21 protein-coding genes and 3 pseudogenes are annotated in these 18,201 nt (G+C 70.8%); 7 read left to right on the top strand and 17 right to left on the bottom strand.

The annotated features are described in order from the left end of the window. Nucleotides 1-169 precede the first annotated feature (169 nt). Complete coding sequence (locus CP969_RS00285; protein WP_144055289.1) at nt 170-547, bottom strand: hypothetical protein; 378 nt, start codon at nt 545-547, stop codon at nt 170-172. A 65-nt stretch (nt 548-612) separates the two neighbouring features. Here CP969_RS00285 and CP969_RS00280 point away from each other — a divergent pair, with 65 nt between their 5' ends. Genes CP969_RS00280 through tpg form a run of 3 tightly spaced genes read left to right on the top strand, consistent with a single transcriptional unit; the run spans nt 613 to nt 2,864 of the window. After that, entirely contained in the window at nt 613-2,088 is a 1,476-nt protein-coding gene (locus CP969_RS00280) for a hypothetical protein (RefSeq protein ID WP_016828475.1), read from the top strand. Further along, complete coding sequence (locus tag CP969_RS00275) at nt 2,088-2,294, top strand: hypothetical protein (RefSeq protein ID WP_016828476.1); 207 nt, start codon at nt 2,088-2,090, stop codon at nt 2,292-2,294. Before CP969_RS00280 ends, CP969_RS00275 begins: the two co-directional genes overlap by 1 nt. A 12-nt stretch (nt 2,295-2,306) precedes the next feature. Beyond that, nucleotides 2,307-2,864, top strand: a complete 558-nt coding sequence (gene tpg / locus CP969_RS00270) for a telomere-protecting terminal protein Tpg (protein ID WP_150474887.1) — start codon at nt 2,307-2,309, stop codon at nt 2,862-2,864. A gap of 132 nt (nt 2,865-2,996) precedes the next feature. Here the strand turns inward: tpg and CP969_RS00265 are convergent, their stop codons facing one another. The 5 genes and pseudogenes from CP969_RS00265 to CP969_RS00245 form a co-directional block, all read right to left on the bottom strand. Beyond that, nucleotides 2,997-3,764: an SDR family NAD(P)-dependent oxidoreductase gene (locus tag CP969_RS00265; RefSeq protein WP_016828478.1), complete on the bottom strand. Its 768-nt coding sequence runs from the start codon at nt 3,762-3,764 to the stop codon at nt 2,997-2,999. A gap of 44 nt (nt 3,765-3,808) precedes the next feature. After that, nucleotides 3,809-4,992 (bottom strand): annotated as a pseudogene (locus CP969_RS00260) (MFS transporter). A gap of 109 nt (nt 4,993-5,101) precedes the next feature. Further along, the gene (locus CP969_RS00255) at nt 5,102-5,449 is read right to left on the bottom strand and encodes a cyclophilin-like fold protein (RefSeq protein WP_016828479.1); all 348 of its coding nucleotides are present in this window, start codon (nt 5,447-5,449) and stop codon (nt 5,102-5,104) included. Nucleotides 5,450-5,697: 248 nt separating this feature from the next. After that, entirely contained in the window at nt 5,698-6,108 is a 411-nt protein-coding gene (locus CP969_RS00250) for a (R)-mandelonitrile lyase (RefSeq protein ID WP_016828480.1), read from the bottom strand. Between the two features lie 37 nt (nt 6,109-6,145). Further along, nucleotides 6,146-7,162 carry a zinc-dependent alcohol dehydrogenase family protein gene (locus CP969_RS00245; RefSeq protein ID WP_026085596.1) on the bottom strand — a complete coding sequence of 339 codons (1,017 nt, stop codon included), beginning with the start codon at nt 7,160-7,162 and terminating at the stop codon, nt 6,146-6,148. 212 nt (nt 7,163-7,374) lie between these two features. Between CP969_RS00245 and CP969_RS00240 the strand changes: the two genes are divergently transcribed. Beyond that, complete coding sequence (locus CP969_RS00240) at nt 7,375-8,262, top strand: helix-turn-helix transcriptional regulator (RefSeq protein WP_016828482.1); 888 nt, start codon at nt 7,375-7,377, stop codon at nt 8,260-8,262. A gap of 237 nt (nt 8,263-8,499) precedes the next feature. On the opposite strand, the gene CP969_RS00235 is transcribed toward CP969_RS00240, so the two are convergent. From CP969_RS00235 to CP969_RS00220, 4 genes are all read right to left on the bottom strand, one after another. After that, entirely contained in the window at nt 8,500-9,339 is an 840-nt protein-coding gene (locus tag CP969_RS00235; protein ID WP_016828483.1) for a replication-relaxation family protein, read from the bottom strand. A 325-nt stretch (nt 9,340-9,664) separates the two neighbouring features. After that, nucleotides 9,665-10,225, bottom strand: coding sequence for a GNAT family N-acetyltransferase (locus CP969_RS00225; protein WP_026085597.1), 561 nt, complete (start codon nt 10,223-10,225; stop codon nt 9,665-9,667). A 771-nt stretch (nt 10,226-10,996) separates the two neighbouring features. Beyond that, a complete protein-coding gene (locus tag CP969_RS33035) occupies nt 10,997-11,134 on the bottom strand; it encodes a hypothetical protein (protein ID WP_016828485.1) in 138 nt (45 codons plus the stop codon). A gap of 52 nt (nt 11,135-11,186) precedes the next feature. Beyond that, nucleotides 11,187-11,471 (bottom strand): hypothetical protein, encoded by a 285-nt coding sequence (locus tag CP969_RS00220; protein ID WP_016828486.1) that lies wholly within the window; start codon nt 11,469-11,471, stop codon nt 11,187-11,189. Nucleotides 11,472-12,064: 593 nt separating this feature from the next. Here CP969_RS00220 and CP969_RS00210 point away from each other — a divergent pair. Beyond that, nucleotides 12,065-12,547, top strand: coding sequence for a DUF5994 family protein (locus tag CP969_RS00210; protein ID WP_026085598.1), 483 nt, complete (start codon nt 12,065-12,067; stop codon nt 12,545-12,547). Between the two features lie 166 nt (nt 12,548-12,713). Here the strand turns inward: CP969_RS00210 and CP969_RS34490 are convergent. Continuing rightward, a pseudogene (locus CP969_RS34490) lies at nt 12,714-12,821 on the bottom strand (acyl-CoA desaturase); the annotation flags it as partial. Nucleotides 12,822-12,833: 12 nt separating this feature from the next. Between CP969_RS34490 and CP969_RS33415 the strand changes: the two are divergent. Next, nucleotides 12,834-12,950: pseudogene (locus CP969_RS33415) on the top strand (acyl-CoA desaturase); the annotation flags it as partial. A gap of 240 nt (nt 12,951-13,190) precedes the next feature. Here the strand turns inward: CP969_RS33415 and CP969_RS00195 are convergent. From CP969_RS00195 to CP969_RS34485, 6 genes are all read right to left on the bottom strand, one after another. Next, on the bottom strand, nt 13,191-13,538 hold the full coding sequence (locus CP969_RS00195) for an STAS domain-containing protein (RefSeq protein ID WP_016828489.1): 348 nt from the start codon (nt 13,536-13,538) through the stop codon (nt 13,191-13,193). Between the two features lie 383 nt (nt 13,539-13,921). Next, complete coding sequence (locus CP969_RS00185; protein WP_016828491.1) at nt 13,922-14,620, bottom strand: DUF5994 family protein; 699 nt, start codon at nt 14,618-14,620, stop codon at nt 13,922-13,924. A 91-nt stretch (nt 14,621-14,711) separates the two neighbouring features. Beyond that, nucleotides 14,712-15,905 (bottom strand): PP2C family protein-serine/threonine phosphatase, encoded by a 1,194-nt coding sequence (locus CP969_RS00180; RefSeq protein WP_150474886.1) that lies wholly within the window; start codon nt 15,903-15,905, stop codon nt 14,712-14,714. 140 nt (nt 15,906-16,045) lie between these two features. After that, nucleotides 16,046-16,561: a DUF5994 family protein gene (locus CP969_RS00175; RefSeq protein WP_223887001.1), complete on the bottom strand. Its 516-nt coding sequence runs from the start codon at nt 16,559-16,561 to the stop codon at nt 16,046-16,048. A 233-nt stretch (nt 16,562-16,794) separates the two neighbouring features. Beyond that, on the bottom strand, nt 16,795-17,307 hold the full coding sequence (locus CP969_RS33410; RefSeq protein WP_223887000.1) for a hypothetical protein: 513 nt from the start codon (nt 17,305-17,307) through the stop codon (nt 16,795-16,797). A gap of 246 nt (nt 17,308-17,553) precedes the next feature. Next, a complete protein-coding gene (locus CP969_RS34485) occupies nt 17,554-17,676 on the bottom strand; it encodes a hypothetical protein (protein WP_252991218.1) in 123 nt (40 codons plus the stop codon). Between the two features lie 56 nt (nt 17,677-17,732). On the opposite strand from CP969_RS34485, the gene CP969_RS33400 reads away from it, so the two are divergent. After that, a complete protein-coding gene (locus CP969_RS33400; RefSeq protein WP_051044477.1) occupies nt 17,733-18,128 on the top strand; it encodes a DUF5994 family protein in 396 nt (131 codons plus the stop codon). The last annotated feature ends 73 nt before the right edge of the window (nt 18,129-18,201 follow it).

Raw genomic sequence — 18,201 nt, 5'->3', positions numbered from 1 at the left:
AAGAGGACACAAAACCCGTGGTTAGTCTCATGGTGGGGCCGACCATGAGACCAACCACGGCCTCAGGAAGGATTGGGCACGGCCGAGCCAGCCGCCGGACGGGGGAGGTGCCCACCACGGGCCGGGGGACAGCGCACGGGGCGAGACCGCCGACGGATCGGACGATCTCTCAGGAGCCGACCGGGACAGGTCGATTGCGCAGGCTCTGCCGATTGCGCAGCTTGCTGTGCGCAGTGGGGCGCGCATGCCGATTGCGCAGGGGCCCACGCTCATTGCGCAGACGTCTGCGTAATCGGGTGCCGTCACCGTTGCGCAGCCGTGATTGCGCAGCCGTCCGCAGCACCGAGACCGCCATGGTCGGGGTCGTGGTCGGGGTGGTGAGGATTGTGGTGGGCCCGGCCATGAGACCGACCATGGCAGCTCCCGGTGCCTGTTGCCCGATCGTGACCGGTGGTCGGGGCTGGTGGTCGGCGGTCTGGTCGGGGGTGCCCGGTGAGCTGGCGGCATGAATCTCGTCCACCGTTTCCCACTCAGCGATCTTGGTCATTCTCCGGTGTCACGTCGGCCACAGGATCTTGGCGGCGGCGCGCTCACGGTACGCGGGGGAATTCGGTGAGCCGTTTCGGCGCGGGGGTCCGGCGCGGGGTGATGGCGGCGGACCAGTTCACCCAGATCGCCAACGGTCTCTTCCGCGACGCCAGGTTGTCGTTTCGGGCGAAGGGTTTGTTCGGCTACATCAGCACGCATGCCACGGGCTGGCAGGTGACCGTCGCCGACCTGGTGAGCGTCGGGCCCGACGGGCGGAACGCCGTCCGCGTTGCCCTGAGCGAACTCCAGCAGCACGGCTACCTCATACGCGAGCAGCTCCGGCACGCGGACGGCACCCTCGGCGAGATCGTCTACTCGATTACGGATTGCCCGGCGGCCACGGACGTCGGCCGTGCCCGGGCGGCCGATGCGGCGTTCGTCTCCGTTCCGGCGAGTGAAGTGGGACGTGGCGTCACCGCGGGAATCCGGCGCGGGGTGATGGCGGCGGATCAGTTCACGCAGATCGCCAACGGCCTGTTCCGTGAGGGTCGGCTGTCGTTCAAGGCGAAGGGGCTCTTCGGCTACATCTCCACGCATCGCGACGGCTGGCGCATGACCGTTGCCGACCTGGCGCGCCGCGGCCGCGACGGTGAGGCGGCCGTCAGGAGCGGGCTGAAAGAGCTGGAGGGGCACGGCTTCCTGCTGCGGGAACGCCAGCGCCATCCCGATGGCACCCTGGGCGCGGCCGCGTACTACATCACCGACCTGCCCGCCCTGCAAAACAGCAGGTCGCAACCGATGTCGGATTTTCCACCAGTGGATAAACCGACGTCGGTTGATCGCCCTACTAAGAACACCATGGGTAAGAAGACCAACCAGCAGAACACCAGCCCCCTCCGTCCGTGCGCCCCTGGCGCCTCCGCGCGCACCCCCGGACAGACGGACCAGCCGCACCCGTCGTCCCCTCCCGCACCTGCCCCGCCGGCCGATGAGATGCATCCGGGGATCTCTCTGCTGCTTCAGATCGGAGCGAGCCGTCCCGAGCTGCTGCTGACGGGCAAGGCGCTGACCGATCAGGGCCGGGTGGTCACCGTCATGCTGGACGCCGGCTGGAGTGCCGAGCAGCTGCGGCACGTCATCACCGGCCGGCCCCTGCCCAGCCCGGTGCGCACCTCGGTCGGCGCGATCATCGCCGCCCGGCTGCGCGCCGCCCAGGCCTACCCGCCACCCGCCACCGCGGTCGACCACCCGGGCGAGCCTCGGCCGGCCGAGCCGCTCTCCAAGCCGGCCCCCGAGCAGCCGTGGACGGAGCGCTCTTCGACCAAGGCCGCCGCCCGCACGGTCGACGAGGCCCTGACCTACCGGGCGCTCGTCGAGTGCGCCGGCTGCGGAGCTCCCGCAACCGCACCCGGCGAAGACCTCTGCCCGACCTGCCTGGGCTGGCCGCCGTGTCACACCTGCCCGGGCCCCACCCCCCGCCGCGCCCGTCCCGACGGCGACGGCCGCTGCACCACCTGCGTCACCGCATCCACCCACTCCGTCCAGGTGAGCACCCCGTAATGGGCACGCTTTGCTCACCGCACTGGCCGCACCAGGACAACGCACGCGATTTCAAGCTCGGCGTCAACCCCGGCCTGGTCAAGCACGAGGGCACCCAGGAAGTGCTGTGGGGCGAGGAGGTCCGCGAGCGGTTCGCCGCCCCGGACCTCAACCTCGCCCGGTACATCAAGGACGGCACCGTCACCGACATCGACGACGGAGAGTAGGAGAGGGCGACGATGAGCCTGTTCGGGGACGGCCTGGACGCCGCGGTGCAGAAGGCGTTCACCCGCCCGGCGCCCAAGAGCGCACCCGCCCAGATGCGCTACCTGGTCAAACAGCTCAAGGGCACCAGGGCGGTCGCCCAGCTGCTGCGCATCTCCCAGCGCACCGTGGAGCGGTACGTGAAGGGCCAGATCAAAAAGCCCCGCCCCGACCTCGCCGCCCGCCTGGAGCGCGAGGTGAGGAAGCGGTGGCAGCCGCAGATCCGGGCCAGGGCGCGGCAGAAGGCGGCGACGACCGGCGGCATCGTCATCGACACCCGGGCCCGGCTCGGCTACACCGCGCCGATCGGCTCCACGGACGAGGACCGCGTCCGGCACCTGACCGTGGCGCTGCCGCCGCAGCACGCCGCCCGTCTCTTCGACGCCCAGCAGGCCGGCGCCGGCGACCGGCAGCTCCAGGAGATCGCCGCCGAAGCGCTCCGCGAGGTGTACTTCCAGGACGGCGGCCGCCGCGCCGGCAGCCTGGAGGAGGTCCGCTTCACCGACATCGAGCACCTGGAGTTCGACCTGTAACCGCTCCACCACGCGAGTCCCGGACCATACGGTTAAGCCGAGGCACGATAGTTGTCATGTAGGCAAGCTTCTTGTCACTGACGTAGTGGAGTTCAGCTCATCCCGAACGCACCGCCGAGCTGCGCCGGGTGATTACTGGGCGGTGTAGCCGCCGTCGACGGGGAGCGCGACGCCGATGACGAAGCTGGCGCCGGGGCTGCACAGCCACAAGACGGCCTGGGCCATCTCGTCGGCGGTGCCGAGGCGGCCTATGGGCTGGTTGGCCTCGGCTTCGGTGCGGTCGAGTTCTCCCTTGGCGATCATGTCGCTGACCATGGGGGTGTCGATGGTGCCGGGGCAGATGGCGTTGATGCGGATGCCGCGCGGGGCGTATTCGAGGGCGGCGCTGGTGGTCAGGCCGATCACGCCGTGCTTGGAGGAGTGGTAGGAGGCGCGGCCGGGGAGGCCGACGAGACCGCCGAGGGAGGAGCAGTTGACGATGGTGCCGCTGCCCTGGTTGCGCATGTGCCGCAGTTCGTGCTTCATGGACGCCCAGACGCCGCGCAGGTTGATGGCGTGGACGCGGTCGAACTGGTCGGAGCCTTCGTCGGCGGCGTCGGCGGGCGGGATCTGGATGCCGGCGTTGTTGTAGGCCATGTCGAGACGGCCGAACGTGGCCACCGTGCGGTCGACGACGGCGGCGACCTGGTCCTCGTCGGTGACGTCGCAGACCAGGGCGAGGGCCTGGTGCCCGGCGTCGGTGAGGTCCTTGGCCGCCTCGTGCACCGCGGCCTCGTTGACGTCGGCGAGGGCAACGGCGGCGCCGGAGGTGGCGAAGGCGCGGGCGGCGGCCAGGCCCATGCCGGAGCTGGCGCCGGTGATGAAGGCGACCTGGCCGGTGAAGTCGTAGGTGGGGTTCACGGAGTTTCCTCCTGGTGGATGGGGTGCCAGATGGCCGGGCGGATTCAGGTCTGCGTCGATGTCGCTTCGGTGGTCTGCCGGGGTGCTGGGACCTGAGCGTCGGGGGTGTTCTGGGTGACGATCCGGGTCGTCCCCCGCTGGGCGGCGGTGGCCAGGGCGATCAGCGGCAGCAGGGTCAGGCCCGTGAAGAGGGTGCCGATCAGCGCGGGGCCGGTCACGCCGAGAGAGGAGGCCAGGGCCTGGCTGGCAAGCGCGGAGCCGGCGGCGATGCCGGTGTTGTAGGCGGATGTGGTCAGCGCCGAGGTCAGGGTGGGCGCGTCACCGGCGAAGCGGACCGCGAGGGCGGTGACGACCGGGTTGATCGTGAACCCGGTCAGGGCCATCAGGAAGATCAGGGTGACGGCAGCTGCCGGAGTAGTGGACAGCGGGATCAGCGCGAGCAGGGCCAGCGCGGTCGCCGCGGCGGCCGGGATCGTCGTGGCCATCGGGCGCCGGTCGCCGAAGCGGCCACCGATCGCGGTGCCGCCCAGCACGCCGGCGCCGAAGGCGACCAGGACCAGTGGCACGGCCCCGACCGGGATGCCGGCCCGGTCGGTCAGCAGCGGGGTGATGTACGTGTAGGTCGCGAGGACCCCGCCCATGATCAGGCCGGCTGCGGCCAGCGCCAGCCACAGCCGGCCCTGGCGCAGCGCCCGGATCTCGCCGCGGACGGACACCTGGGCGCGCTGCGGGGTGCGGGGCAGGAAGCGGCCGATGGCGGCGGCCAGGGCGGCGAGGGCGGCCAGCGCCCAGAACAGGCCGCGCCAGCCGGTGACGTGTCCGGCCAGGGAGCCGGCGGGGACGCCGACGACGTTGGCCAGGGGCAGGCCGCCCATCATCACGCTCAGGCCCGGGTGGCGTTCGCCGATCCGGCGGCGGCGGTGGCGATGACGAAGCCGACGGCCCAGAACGCCCCGGTGGCCAGCGCGGTGACGAACCGGGCGGCCAGGACGATGGTGAAGGAGCTGGTGAGGGCCGCGAGGATGTGACCGGCGGCGAAGACCGTCAGGGCGAGGACGAGGGTGAGGCGCTGGGGCAGGCGCAGGGTGGCCAGGGCCATGGTCGGCCCGCCGAGGATCATGCCGACGGCGAAGGCCGTGACGAGCAGTCTGGCGTGGGAGACGCTGACGCCGAGGTCGGGAGCGATGTCCGGGAGGATCCCGGCGATGACGAACTCGGTGGTGCCCATCAGGAAGGTGCCGGCCGCGAGCATCCACACGACGAAGGGCAGCTTGCCCGGCGCCAGAGCGGCGGGGTGGGGCATGAAGAACTTCTTTCCATGCTTGGAGAAGGGTCGGTCAGGTGGTGGGCTCGATGGTGATCCGCTCGGTCCTGGCCAGCTGCTCGGCGGGGGCGTCGAGGTGGCCGAGGATCAGGAGGTCGGCCGAGGGGGCAGGGCCGTCCTGGTAGAAGATGGCCAGGTTGCCCCATGGCGCGTAGTAGGCCAGATCGCCTGCCTTGGCCGCGGACGGCTGGGGGGCGCCATCGGTGGTGAGCTTGCGCGGTGGATAGCCGATCCGCTCCGTGCCGTGGAAGTCCTCCAGCTTCAGGGCGAGCGGCAGCAGGCCGGCCAGGTCGCGGGCGGCGGGGCTGTCGTTCAGGGTGCCGTCGGCCGACTGGCCGTCGATCGTCAGGCGAATGCGCATGGCGTTGCTCCCGTCGGACGGTGCGGATGTCTTGCGCGTCGTAGCCGACGGGTGCGGGGACGGCGCAGCGGACGGCGGCTGACCGTTGCAGGCCGTCATGGGCCAGACCAGGACGGCGAGCAGGCCAGTGCGAAGGAAGGCGCGAAGCACGGGCCTGTCTCTCCAAACTCCGCTGGGTCGGATGAGCCGCCACACCGCGCGGTGCCGGGGGTGAGCGCCGGTAGGGCGTGGTGGCGCGGCGCCGGGTTTCAACTGGTGACTGGGGCGGCTGCGTACTCCTCGTCGGTGACGGGGGTCAGCCAGTGCACGACGGCGTGGTCGGCGTCGCCCTCGTTGATGGCCACGTGCACCATCAGCCGGTTCGGGGCGGCGCCGTGCCAGTGCTCCTCGTCGGCCTCGAACAGGACGCGGTCGCCGGGCCGGATGATCTCCACCGGTCCGCCGCGGCGCTGGCACAGACCGACGCCCTCGGTGACGAAGACGGTCTGGCCCAGCGGGTGGCGGTGCCAGTGGGTGCGGGCGCCGGGCATGAAGTGCACCAGGTTGGCGGTGACCCGGGACGGATCGGGCGCGGCGGCGACGGCGTCGATGTAGACGTCGCCGGTGAACCAGTCGGCCGGGCCCTTGACGGTGTCGATCGAGCTGCGGGTGATCCGCACGAAAACTCCTTGTACAGGTGCGGGATAAGGGGGCAGGTCAGGGCTTGAGGAGGGTCTTGATGGCGCGGCGCTCGTCCATGGCCCGGTAGCCCTCGGCGACCTGGTCCAAAGGCAGGGTGAGGTCGAAGACCATGCCCGGGTCGATCCGGCCCTCAAGGACGCGGTGGATCAGGTCGGGCAGATAGCGGCGTACGGGGGCGGGTCCGCCGCGCAGGCCGACGTGGGAGAAGAACAGCTCCTGCCCGTCGATCGCGACCTCATGGGGGACGCCGACAAAGCCGACGTTGCCACCGGGCCGGGCCGAGTGCAGGGCCTGGCTCATGGCCTCGGCGGTGCCGACGCACTCCAGGACAGAGTCGGCACCGATCCCGTTTGTCATCTCCTTGATCCTCTCGGCACCCTCCTCACCGCGCTCGGTGACGATGTCGGTGGCGCCGAACTCCCGGGCGAGCTTCTGCCGCGTCTCGTGCCGCGACATGGCGATGATCCGCTCCGCGCCCATCTCCTTGGCCGCGATCACGCCGCACAGGCCGACCGCGCCGTCGCCGACGACCACAGCGGTCGCACCGGGCTTCACCTCGGCGGCGTCGGCAGCCCACCAGCCGGTGCCCATCACGTCGGACACGGCCAGCAGACCGAGCCAGAACTTCTCGTCCGGCACCTCATCGGTGGCGACCAGGGTGCCCTGGGCGTTGGGGATGCGGACGTATTCGGCCTGACAGGTAGACATGAACTCGCGGTGCAGGCAGCTCGACTGGAAGCCGTTCTTGCAGTTCGCGCAGGTGTTGTCCGAGGTCGCGAAGGAGCCGACGACGAACTGGCCCGGCTTCACCGAGGTGACTGCGGAGCCGACCTCCTCCACGAAGCCGACGTACTCGTGACCCATCGGGTGCGGGTCACCGATCGGCTCGGCACCGCGGTAGGGCCACAGGTCCGAGCCGCACACGCAGGTCACGGCCGTACGGATGACGGCGTCGGTCGGCTTGAGGATCTTTGCGTCCTCCACGGTCTCGAAGCGGACGTCGCCGGGGGCGTAGATCATTGCTCCGCGCATGAGAGAGGTTCCTTTGCTTGCCGAGGCGTGCGATCCCGGACGCCGGGGCTGTCGCCGAGTGCAGGGCCAGGTGCAAGATCCCGTCGTGATGACCGGGCGGAAAGCACCACGTCATCCAGGTAACCCGCTCTTCACACCCGTAGCGAGACACCATCAAGGGGTGTACTGCCAGTACATCCCTGTGGACACGGGCGGGACGTACCGTCGAAAGCGTGGACAACCAAGCAGAGGTCCGCGAGTTCCTCACCTCGCGGCGAGCGAAGATCACCCCCGAGCAGGCCGGCCTGCCCTCCGGGAACCGCCGGCGCGTGCCGGGCCTGCGCCGCAGCGAGGTCGCCGCCCTGGCCGATGTGAGCGTGGAGTACTACGCCAAGCTCGAGCGCGGAAACCTCGCCGGCGTCTCCCCTGCCGTGCTCGAAGCCGTCGCCCGCGCCCTCCAGCTCGACGACGCCGAACGCGCCCACCTGCTGAACCTGGCGCAGGCCGCGGACGGCTCCGACGCGCTCACCCGGCCTCGTCGCCGCACCACCCGGGCCTGGAGCGCACACCGGAGCCTGCAATGGGTGCTGGACGCCGTCACCGCCGGCCCGGCCTTCGTTCGCAACGGCCGCATGGACCTCCTCGCCACCAACCAGCTCGCTCGCGCCTTCTACGACGACGTCTACGCCACGGTCGGCAACCAGGCCAACCTGGCCCGCTTCCAGTTCCTTGACCCCGCCTCGCGCCGCTTCTACCCCGACTGGGACCAGGCCGCCGACATCGCCGTCGCCATCCTGCGCACCGAAGCCGGTCGCAACCCGCACGACAAGGACCTCCACGACCTCGTCGGCGAACTCTCCACCCGCAGCGACGAGTTCCGCACCCGCTGGGGCGCCCACAACGTGCGCCACCACGGCACCGGCACCAAGCGCTACCGCCACCAGGCTGTCGGGGAACTGACCCTCGCCTACGAAGGTCTCGAAATGGCCGCCGCACCCGGCCTCACCCTCACCATCTATGCGGCGGAACCCGGCTCGCCCTCCGAAGAAGGCCTGCGCCTGCTCGCCTCCTGGGTCGCCACCCAAGAAGCGATCTCCCCCACGCGACACGCATCCAGCTGACGGCACAACTGGCGGTCGATCCTCTCCGCGACTCAGCAAGTCCCTTGGGTACGGCAGGGTGACAACAACCGTGCTGACCTATGACTGGTGACAGACAGAGTGCTAGTCCGGCGACAAGAAGCCTGCCTCACGGACGCGAGACCGCAGGTGGGTACCAAGCCCGGTGCCACCTATCGTGCTTCGGCTCAACGGTCCGGGGTCCGCTCGCGCATCCGCCGGCAGGGGCGGCCGACAGCGTCACAGGTCGCTCCAGGGGCGGGGCGTGCCGCCGGGCAGGGGCGTCCACACGTTTTGGGCGGGGCCGTGCTGTTCGAGGTCCTCGAGGACGGCGGCGCCCAGCGGCACCTCGCGGGCGAGCGCGGCGACGAGGGGGTGCTGGGCGGCCAGCGCCTGCAGGTCGCCGATCCGGCCCTCCAGCCGGGGGCGGGAGGCGCCGGTGAGGACGAACAGCAGACGGGGGAAGACCGGATACCAGCGCAGCCAGCCGGGCTCCGCGGCGCCGCGGCGGCGCCGGCCGACCGGCTGGGCCTCGTACTGATGCAGCCGCGCGTACTCGATCAGCTTCACCGCCAGGCGCTCACCGCTCATGGTGGCCCGGTCCACCTCCACGAACGCGCGCAGCTTGCGCCGCTGCTCGCCCCTGACGACGGTGTAGTACATGACGGCGTCGGCCACCACCCGTTCCCCTTCGCCGATGGAGTGCGACACCTCGGGCGTCCAGTCCCAGGGGCCGTGCTCGTGCCCGAGCCGGCGGGCATCGGCGGCGAAGGCCAGATGGGCGCGCACCACGGTCAGGGTGTGCGCTGTCTTCAGCGACGCCGCCGTCGTGGAGGTGATCGGGTAGGGCGGCCGCCCCCGCAGGACCGGTAGGTCCCTTGTCAGGCGTGCGCCGTCGGGGGTGAGGTACCAGGCGTGGGTGGGGGAGCGGTCCGGGCCGGGCAGCACCGTGTAGTCGACGAAGCCGTCGCAGCGCAGCTTGTTCAGGGCGCGGGAGATCAGCTGCCGTGTGCCGTCCGGGCGCAGCATCCGGCGCAGCTGGCCGGTGGTGGCGATGCGGTGCTGGGCGAGCGCGGTCATGATCTGATCACTCAATGCCTCGACCGGGCTGGGCGGCAGAGGGGAAACGCGTGTCTGCGAAGCTGGCTTTGTTCACCGGTTTCGACAGCAGTTGTTCAGTGCTTCGGGAGGCACCCAGGCCGCGGCGTGTTCGATGTTCACGAGAAGCGACAGCACCCGCGCGCCGATGAGAATGTTGCCGCTCCAGGCGGGCCCTACGAGCTACTGGATGCTCCAGCGGTTCGGATGGTCGGGACCGGTGGAGCAAGCGAAGACGTTGAGCTTGCAGGAGCGGCCCACGGTGACCTCGGTGGGGTGCGGACCGAAAGGCGGGCAGGTCCCGGTCCTAGCGGCTGGCCGTCGGGTGCCACTCGCGGCGGAGGAGGCCGAAGACCCAGGAGTCGGAGACATCGCCGTTGACGACGCAGTCCTCGCGGAGGGTGCCTTCGCGGACGAAGCCGAGCTTCTCCAGGACCCGGGCGGACGCGACGTTGCGGGTGTCGGTCTCGGCCTGGACGCGGTTCAGGTCCAGGGTGTCGAACGCCCACCGCAGGACGGCGTGCGCGGTCTCCGTGGCATAGCCGTGGCCCCACGCGGCGGCGTCGAAGACGTAGCCCAGGGACGCGCTGCGGAAGTCCGGGTTCCAGCCGGTCAGGCCGCACCAGCCGATGAACGCGCCGTCGGAGACGCGGTCGACGGCCACCCGCGCTCCCGTGCCTTCCTCCTCGATCGTCCGGCAGGTCGCGAGGAAGCGCTGGGCGCGGGCCGGTTCGGTCCACGGCGGGGAGTCCCAGTAACGCAGCACGTGAGCGCTGCTGTGCAGCGCGTAGAGCGGCGCCGCGTCGGCGTCGGTGAACGGCCGCAGTCGCAGGCGGGCGGTGTGCAGCTCGGGAGTGGGCAATGTCATGCGGAGCATCCTGCCGCGTCACGCTCGACCCCGACCATGCGTTTATCCGGACAGTCGGGGGCGCGTACGTTCCCGGTGACGCCGGACGCGCCGCATGGGCGGTGGGTCCGCAGTACCTTGCCGGCATGGCGAGCAAACGGCGGCCGTACTGGCGCACCCTCGGGACGCCGACCAGCCTCGTCCTGTACCGGAACCCGGACGGATGGAGGTAGCCGTCCACTTCACCGGGCCGACCGGCATCGCCGGCGGCGCGCTGGCCGGTCCTCCGCCCTCGTCCGAGCCGGACATCGCGCAGGTGGTCCCGGTTCAGAAGGCGGAGGAACTCACCCACCGCCGGCTCGGCGTCCTCTGGCACGCGCCCGATCAATCTGACTGGTGGACCGGCACGGTCACCGTCGCAGGGCCACTTCCCCCGGCCTGTAGCCGGCGCACCGATGCAGCAGCAACCTCTCCGTGCCCGTGCTGTTGTCGGAACCCGTGAACAGTTCGATTCCTTCTTGGGCGGTGGCTGCCTCCCAAACCGGTGTACATCCGTTGCCCGTTCTCGCGGACAGAGCCAGCGAAGCGGAGCGGGGCATGGAAACTTCCTTTCGGCGCGCGTGCGGCCTGAGCCGAGCGCGGGCCGTTCGACCGACGGCATCAGTTGCCGGTGAGGAAACCCGAGAGCCCCGACCAGACCACTGACCACGAAGGCCCGACCGTGGTCACGAAAGGGGAAACATCCCGGTGGTCGGCGTAGTGGTCGGCGCCCGTGCCCCCCCGACCATGGACTTAGTGAGTGCCCTGGTCGCGCAGCCGGTGCCAGCGGGCCAGGCCCCACAGCCCGCGGTCGGCCAGCAACAGCGTCCCGCTCCCGACGTGGGCGTCCAGGGCGTCGGAGACGATCCGTGCGGGGTATCGAGAGCCCATGACTCCCAAGTGACTCCCAGGAGGCTTCGGTGGGGAGCGACCGGGCGTCGCGTCAGTCACCCTGAATGGGTGCAGCCGACTCTTCTTCCTCCTCCATGAAGCGGATGCCCTCATGGGTCAGCGAGGCGGTGGCGGGAGTCCTGTGCGATGTCCAGTCGACGGTGATCAGGCCCGCATCGGCCAGGTAGGCGCAGGCTGCGGAGAGGTCCGCGTCGGGAAGACGGACCTCGTCACGGAGTGTCGCTCCGCTGACCTCGGGGCGATTGCGTTCGACTGCCCCGTACAGGGCTCGGAGAATCGCCTTGCGGTAGGTCTTGCGTTCACGGAGTGTCGTCATGGCTGTCGCTCTCGGGCTCGTGGCCGACGGTGCGGGCGCTGACGGGGGCGGCAGGCTTTGCAGCCCTTGAAGTCTTGTCACACCTCGTCCGCGTTGCCTGGCTGATCCGCTGGGTGCCGGCCAGGACTGTGCGGGCTGTGAGGCGTGCCTGCCGGTCGATGGTGAGACGGATACGGGTCGCCCCTTCACGGCCAGCGGGGTAACTGCGCTGCTCGGTCGAGGTGAGCAGCGCCCCGTCACCTCGGCGACGCCACGAACGGCCTCCGGAGTCGCCGCGACAAGGCGGACCTAGGCGTTGCCCGCGGAGGGCAGTGGTTCATCATCCATGCGTACCTCCTGCGGACGGTGGCGCTGAGGATATATGCGGCCACCTGCTCGGAACGTCCGGCGTCCGGGTGCCCGCCGTGCTTCCGCATACGCCCCCTTTCCTGAAGCGTATGCCGCGACTGTGGTTCCTACCGGCGAAGCAGGCACCGGGGCGGGGTCGGGCCGATCCCAGAGGTTCCGCCCCCCGAGGGGGGCACACGGAGTGGCGTGGGAGGGGCGAGGCGAATCCCCGTGTTGCATCAGTTCCCGAAGAGGGGTGGTCCCTTATGACCGGCTCGGATACACCACCTGTTCCCCGAGGTCTGCCCAGCGGCGTCCACGAGGCCGTGCGGCCGGGATGTGCGCTTCTCCGGCTGGAGACGACCGCATCACGCGAAGGTGTCCTCGACGGCGCGTGGTGGCCGCGCTCGCGCGATATCGGGGCTGAGCTGCCCGCGCTGCTGAGCACCCTTGTCGGACACCTTGGGCCCGTGACCCGCGTGGGGCTGGACACCGAGGCCTGGGAGGGTCTTCCGACGCGTATCGTCGTGGACGACCGGGTGGTGCATGTCGATTCCTTCCCGGTCGGTGACGACACGGTCCTGATCACCCGGGGCGACCGGGACATCTTCTCGCTGTTGGTGGTCCCGCCGGACGCGGCACCGGACGCCGCCCGCGCCGCGATGGCCCAGGCGGTCCGGGCGGACAACGTCAGTCAGGCGGAACAGATCCTCATCGACACCGGGAGCGGGCGCGGAACTTTGGGCTGACGAGGCGGCGCGGGCGCGACCGGCTACGGCTTGACCGTCGCACCAGCGCTACGGCTCGACGGTTTCGGACGGTGGGGGCGAGGGCGGCTCCGGCAGATGGTGCAGTAGAGCACGCGGGCCTGCCGGTAGGAGGCGATCAGCCGGGTCTCGACGTGGTCCAGGCCCGGGTGAGCAGCGGGAAGAACCAAAATGCCTGCCAGCGGCCGATCAGGCGGGCGAGCCCTGTGGCGGCCCGCGCCTGGTCCTGGGACCGGACCAGCAGGTCGGGGTCGAGTTCCTCGTCGACAGTTTGTGGACTCTGGCGGTCGCGGCCTTCCTCGCCGTCGTCTTCGACCAGGTCGCGCTGCTCTCCCATGACGCGGCGCACCGCCAGGTGTTTCGTCGGCGCCGGGCCAGCGAGGTGTTCCGATGAGCACGACGGCCGCCCACCCACCCATAGAGCCCGGCCACCACCGTGGTCCGCAGCGCGTAGTAGCCGGGTCGGCGCCCCAGCAGGACGGTGAACTCCCTCCGGAGAGGGCCGACGGGGCTCGGCGCCGTCCTAGGAGCCGCTGGGACGGGGAACGCACGCAAGGTCGTAACACGATGCAGTGCCCGCCTGTCTACGCCCGGCGGCCCGTTCCCTGGGGCGCTTCTGTCGACGTCAGGCCCGCCGAGGCCGCGCCCCTCCCGGTCTCATCGCATGGAGCAGACGATCGAAGCCCGTGTCCATGAGCAGTCGTTCGGTCTGCGGGGAGGGGTGATGCAGCACCAGGAACGCGTGGTGCTCGGCGGCGTGCCGCGATGCGTCGAGGAAGACGCTCAGGCTGCTGTCGTCACAGCGGTCGACGGTGGTCAGATCGACGTCGATGAGGCTGATGCCGTCCCGCAGACACTGCTCCAGAGCCGCGCGCACCTGGGGCGCGGTGGCGGGGTCGATCACACCGGCCAGGGTGACCAGGGCCCGCCCTCCCCGGTCGTGCCGGTAGATGTTCAGCCGCGGAAGAGTCATGATGCCTCGGTCCAGACGCTCGGGTGCTGGGGTGCTCGGGTTCTCTGGTGCTCTCAGGTCCTCAGATGGGTCGGTCCACGGGCCCCGGCCGCTCCTCGTCCGGTCCAGGGCCCGGGTGCACATCCGGGGCACGGGCCGCCGCGGACCGAGCCGACGGTGAAGAGGCGTGGCTGGGCGGCCGGTGGGACGCCCGGGTGATCACCTGTGGCGGGTGGTATGGCTGTGGCGCGCGGCGGCCACGGCGACCGGGCCGGGGGGTGCTGTACCGGTACGCCGCGATCCTGTCGGCGTGCTGGAGCCCGAGCCGGTGGATCACGTACGCCGCCACTGCGACGAGGATCAGGAAAGCGATGGCCGTCAGGAAGACGTTCATGGCGGCCACCTCACATACCGATGATCAGCCGACTGGCCGGCCCTGGCGGACCGGTCTGTCCGGTGACGGCCGCGGACACCGCCGAGGCGCCGCCCTCGTACTCCCATGCCTCGTACGGGCCCAGTGCCTGGTCGGCGACGGCGTGCCGGGCCGCTTCCGCGGCGATCAGCGCGCCGGCGGTCAGGGACGGGCCGTCGTGGTCGGACGCGGCTTCCAGCAGCCGGGCCGCCGACTCCGCCCCGGTCCCGGGCGGGATGACGAGGAGATCGAAGCGCCCGGTGCCGTAGGAGAGCAGCAGCAGCTTGTGCGGGTCGATCTCTGATGTGAACCAGCCGACCTTGACGATGTGCCCGCTCACGGGGATCTCGCGGGGGATGACCGGCCAGTGTTCGGGGTTGACGGCGATACGGGTGATGCGGCCCCACAGGGGGTCCAACACGTCCGTGAGCGCCGGCAGTTCACTGAGCAGGTCCCGGGACCGGGGCCACCAGGCTCCGTCCAACAGCCCGCGGGAGGCGCCGTCGGTCTTCAGCGCGAGGCGCGCGGCCGGGGCTGCGACGGGCTCGCGGTGCGGCAGGGTGGGGTACAAGGTCGCCGACATGGTGTGGACCCGTCTCCGGGCCACCTGTGCGGCGGCCTGGGTGTCATCCTTCGCCGGGGACGACCCGGCGTGGAAGCCGGTGTGCGAGATGCCCTCGGTACTGTCCACACTACTCCGCGTTCACCGGCGGCGGGGGCAGTGGCCGCACGAATGTTCGGTACCGGCCGTCGTGCAACGGTGCCGGACGGCAGGGGGGAGGTCAGCCGCGCCACTCCACCATGAGCAGCGTCGCGTCATCGCTGGTCTGTCCGCCCCGCGCCCGCTTGAGCGTGTGGGACAGGGAACGCGTCACCGCCCGGATGCCGCGGCCGGTCCTCTCCAGATGGTTCACACAGTCGATCAGCTGGTCCTCCCCGAACTCCTCCCCACCGCTCTTGTGCTCCTCGACCAGTCCGTCGGTGAAGCAGAGGACGCGGTCCCCGCGCACCAGCCCCAGCTCGCTGATCCGAGGCACCGAACCCCCCAGGCCGACGGGGAGGGTCGTCGGGGCGACCAGGCGCTGCGCGACGCGGTGGTCGCGGACGAGGATCGGTGACGGGTGCCCGGCGTTGACCCACTGCAACCGCCCCGTCGTCGTGTCCAGCTGCATCATCTGCGCGGTGACGAAGTGCTCGGGACCGAACTGCTCGGCCACGGCGCGATCCATGAAGTCGTAGATCTCCGACAGCCCGATGCCGAGGCGGCGGGCGTGACGGTAGGCGCCGATGGCCACGGTGGCCATCGTGGCCGCGTCCAGTCCGTGGCCCATCGCGTCGATCATGACCACATGGAGGACGTCGCCGTTGAGCGCGTAGTCGAAGCTGTCGCCGGCCACGTCGTAGGCGGGTTCCAGGACCCCGGCCACGGCCACCCGCGGCATGATCATCGCCAAGGGCGGCAGCAGGGACCACTGGATCTCCGCGGCGACGCTCATCGACTCACCACGTCGGACGCCGAAGAACAGGTCGGAGTAGCCGTGCTTGGTCACCAGCAGGTCGGCCACCAGGCCGGAGATCCTGTGCAGCAGGCGACGGTCGTCGTCGTCGACGCTGTCCAGTGTCACCGCCATGACCCCCACCTGGTCACCGCCGTCCAGCAGGGGCAGATGGACCCGGACGCCGTTCTCCTGGGGCAGCTCGACGGGGACGGCGTCGAGAAAGCAGCGGCCCGCCTCGGAATCGTCGATCACCTGTGGTTCCCCGCCCGTGAGGCCCTCACCGGGCAGGGGCACGAGCAGCAGCTGCCCGTAGTCCTGCAGCAGCACCTGCGGCCGGCGGCCCCCCAACCGCTCCACCACATCGGCGACCAACGGCCCGATCAAATGGGGCGGCAGCTCATGCGCGCGATCGAGAACCGCGCCCAGCAGCGCCTCCCCGAGGCTTTCGGAACGGTCCGCGCGCCGTCCGTGCGTCACCGCCTCACCCGCCGTACTCCGCACGGAGCGGTTGCGGTGGGAGGGGACGACGAAGAGACAGCTCGTGCCATGGGCTCCACCGGGAACGTCGACGACCGGAGCGGCCGGCCGGTCACCTGGGCCCGACGGACGTCGGGCCCTCACCTGGGTCCGGGACCTCCCTCCGACTCCCCTGCGGCCTCTGCGCCGAGCTCGTTCTCGGCGAGTGCCAGGATGCGTGGAGCCGACAACGGGTTCTCGGGGTCGGCGGCGGCGGTCAGCAGCCGGGCGGCCGCTCCGGCCGGCTCGTCTGGTGGGATCACCAGCAGCTCCCAGCGACCCACCGTGCCGCAGTCCACGGTGATGGCGTGCGCCTCGGCGGCGAGGTCGGTCCGGACCACCTCGATCACGTGGTCGGGCGCCATCACCGTCCGCGGGACATCGGGCCAGGACGCGGTGTCCACGGTGACCCGGGTGACCGTGCCGACGGCCGGATCCAATGAGCCGATCAGTGCGGGCAACTCCAGTTCCAGCGCGTTGCAGCGAGGCCACCAGGCTCCGTCCAACGGGCCGTGGCTGACGCCCGGCGTGAGGCGCAACCGGGGCAGGGGCATCCGATAGGTGCCGGCGTCACCGGATGACGCGGCTTCGTCGGGCCTTGTGATGGCATCCGTCATGCGATCCCCTCCCGGACGGCCTGCGGCTGTCCGCGTCTGTCACTCGCCGGGGCGGTACCGCCGGGGGACGGGGGCCCGAAATGCTCCCGGTACGTGCCAGGCTACTCCCGGCCCTGACGGACGGCGCGGCGCGCAGTCGCCGCGCGGACACAGGTTCGTACGGCGGACGACAGGCCGCGACGTGACCGCCTCGAAGCGGCAGGGCCGCCGGCTCGTCGCCCCCCACTGCTTGATCACCGGGCTGTCGGGGACGGCGCTCCCGTGCTCAGGACGAACAGACAGGGGGCGACACGTCCGGGCAATCCGATGACCTCGCCCATGTTCTCCCAGCCCCAGCACGAAAACGCGGCCTGTCCCGCCCGGTCGGCCGGATGGAGGAGGGTGACTCCGAGGGAGGAGTGCCGGTCGGTAAGCAGATGCTGCTGCAGGCGGCGGGCGATGTCGCGGTGTTGAGGGTGCGGATGGGCCACGACCTGGGTGAGGACGACGAACCGCGCGCGGGAGGTCAGCCGTTGGACGGTTTCCTGGAGCGTTCCGGCGATCCCCTGGCGGCCGGAGCCGTCAGGGCCCACGGGAAAGCCGAAGACACAGCCGACCAACACCGTCGTTTCGGCGACCAGCAGCGCGAAGCCGGGACGCCGGGCACTGACCGCCAAGCGGCGCAGGAAGTCCGCACGGTCGTGGAACGCCTCACCGGGAGTGTCCGCGACGGACTCCGCAGCCAGGTCCGCGATGTCCTCCTCCATCCCCTCGATCTGCCAACGGGTCAGCCGGCGCAGGCGGATTCCGTCCTTGCGGACTGGCCGACGAGGGTGGGCCTCAGGCGTCCGTGTCCCGTCGGCCGACGGAACCGGCGAGGCCGTTTCCAGGAGGTCGCGGGGCACCGCCGACGGCAGGGGATCCGTGGAGGTCGCGAGGAGCAGGGAGGTGGAGCCGGTGACGGCGAGGAGTCGGGTGATCTGTGCGCACGGGTTGTGCAGCCGCAGGGAGGACTACACCCGGCCGGCGCGCCGTGACATCGACAGAAAGAGGTCCAGGCCCCTGGCGTCGCAGGAGCCGACCGTGGTCAGGTCGACGTCGATGACGGTGACGCCGTCGCGCAGACACTGCTCCAGTGCGGCCCGCAGCAGTGGCGCCGTGGCCGGTCCGATCTCACCGGCGAGCGTGACGAGTGCCCCCTCCCCGCGGTTCCGCCGGTGGATGTCCAGCCGGGAAGGGCGGCTCGGCCCGGCGTATCAACGGGGCTTGGTGGCCGAGGTCGTACGACCTGACTGCCGAACTCCCCGGACTGCTCGCCGGGCTGCCGCACCGCTGGGGACACATCAGCAGTGTCCTCGTGAACGGGACGATGTGGTCGCTGCCCAGGGACGGGATGCTCGTCGCGGACCAGATGGTGCACCTGCGCCGGACGGACTCACCACGAGCCGAACACACCGTCTGCCTGCTCGCCCCAGGACACGGCCGCTGGGACCTGCTCGTTGTGCCACCCGCCGCCACGGAAGCGGAAGCCGAGCGGCTCATGGATACGGCCACAGCAGACGACCCACTCGAGGGGCACACTGCCTGACCCCATCCCAAAAACCGTTGCGGGCTTCGGCATTCACCGTACTGCGGCGCAGTGACGTGCACGCTCATCCACA

Source organism: Streptomyces viridosporus T7A (genome assembly GCF_008704515.1).
GTDB lineage: Bacteria > Actinomycetota > Actinomycetes > Streptomycetales > Streptomycetaceae > Streptomyces > Streptomyces viridosporus.
Note: the sequence above shows the minus strand (reverse complement) of the source record. Positions and strands in the feature narration are given on the sequence as shown.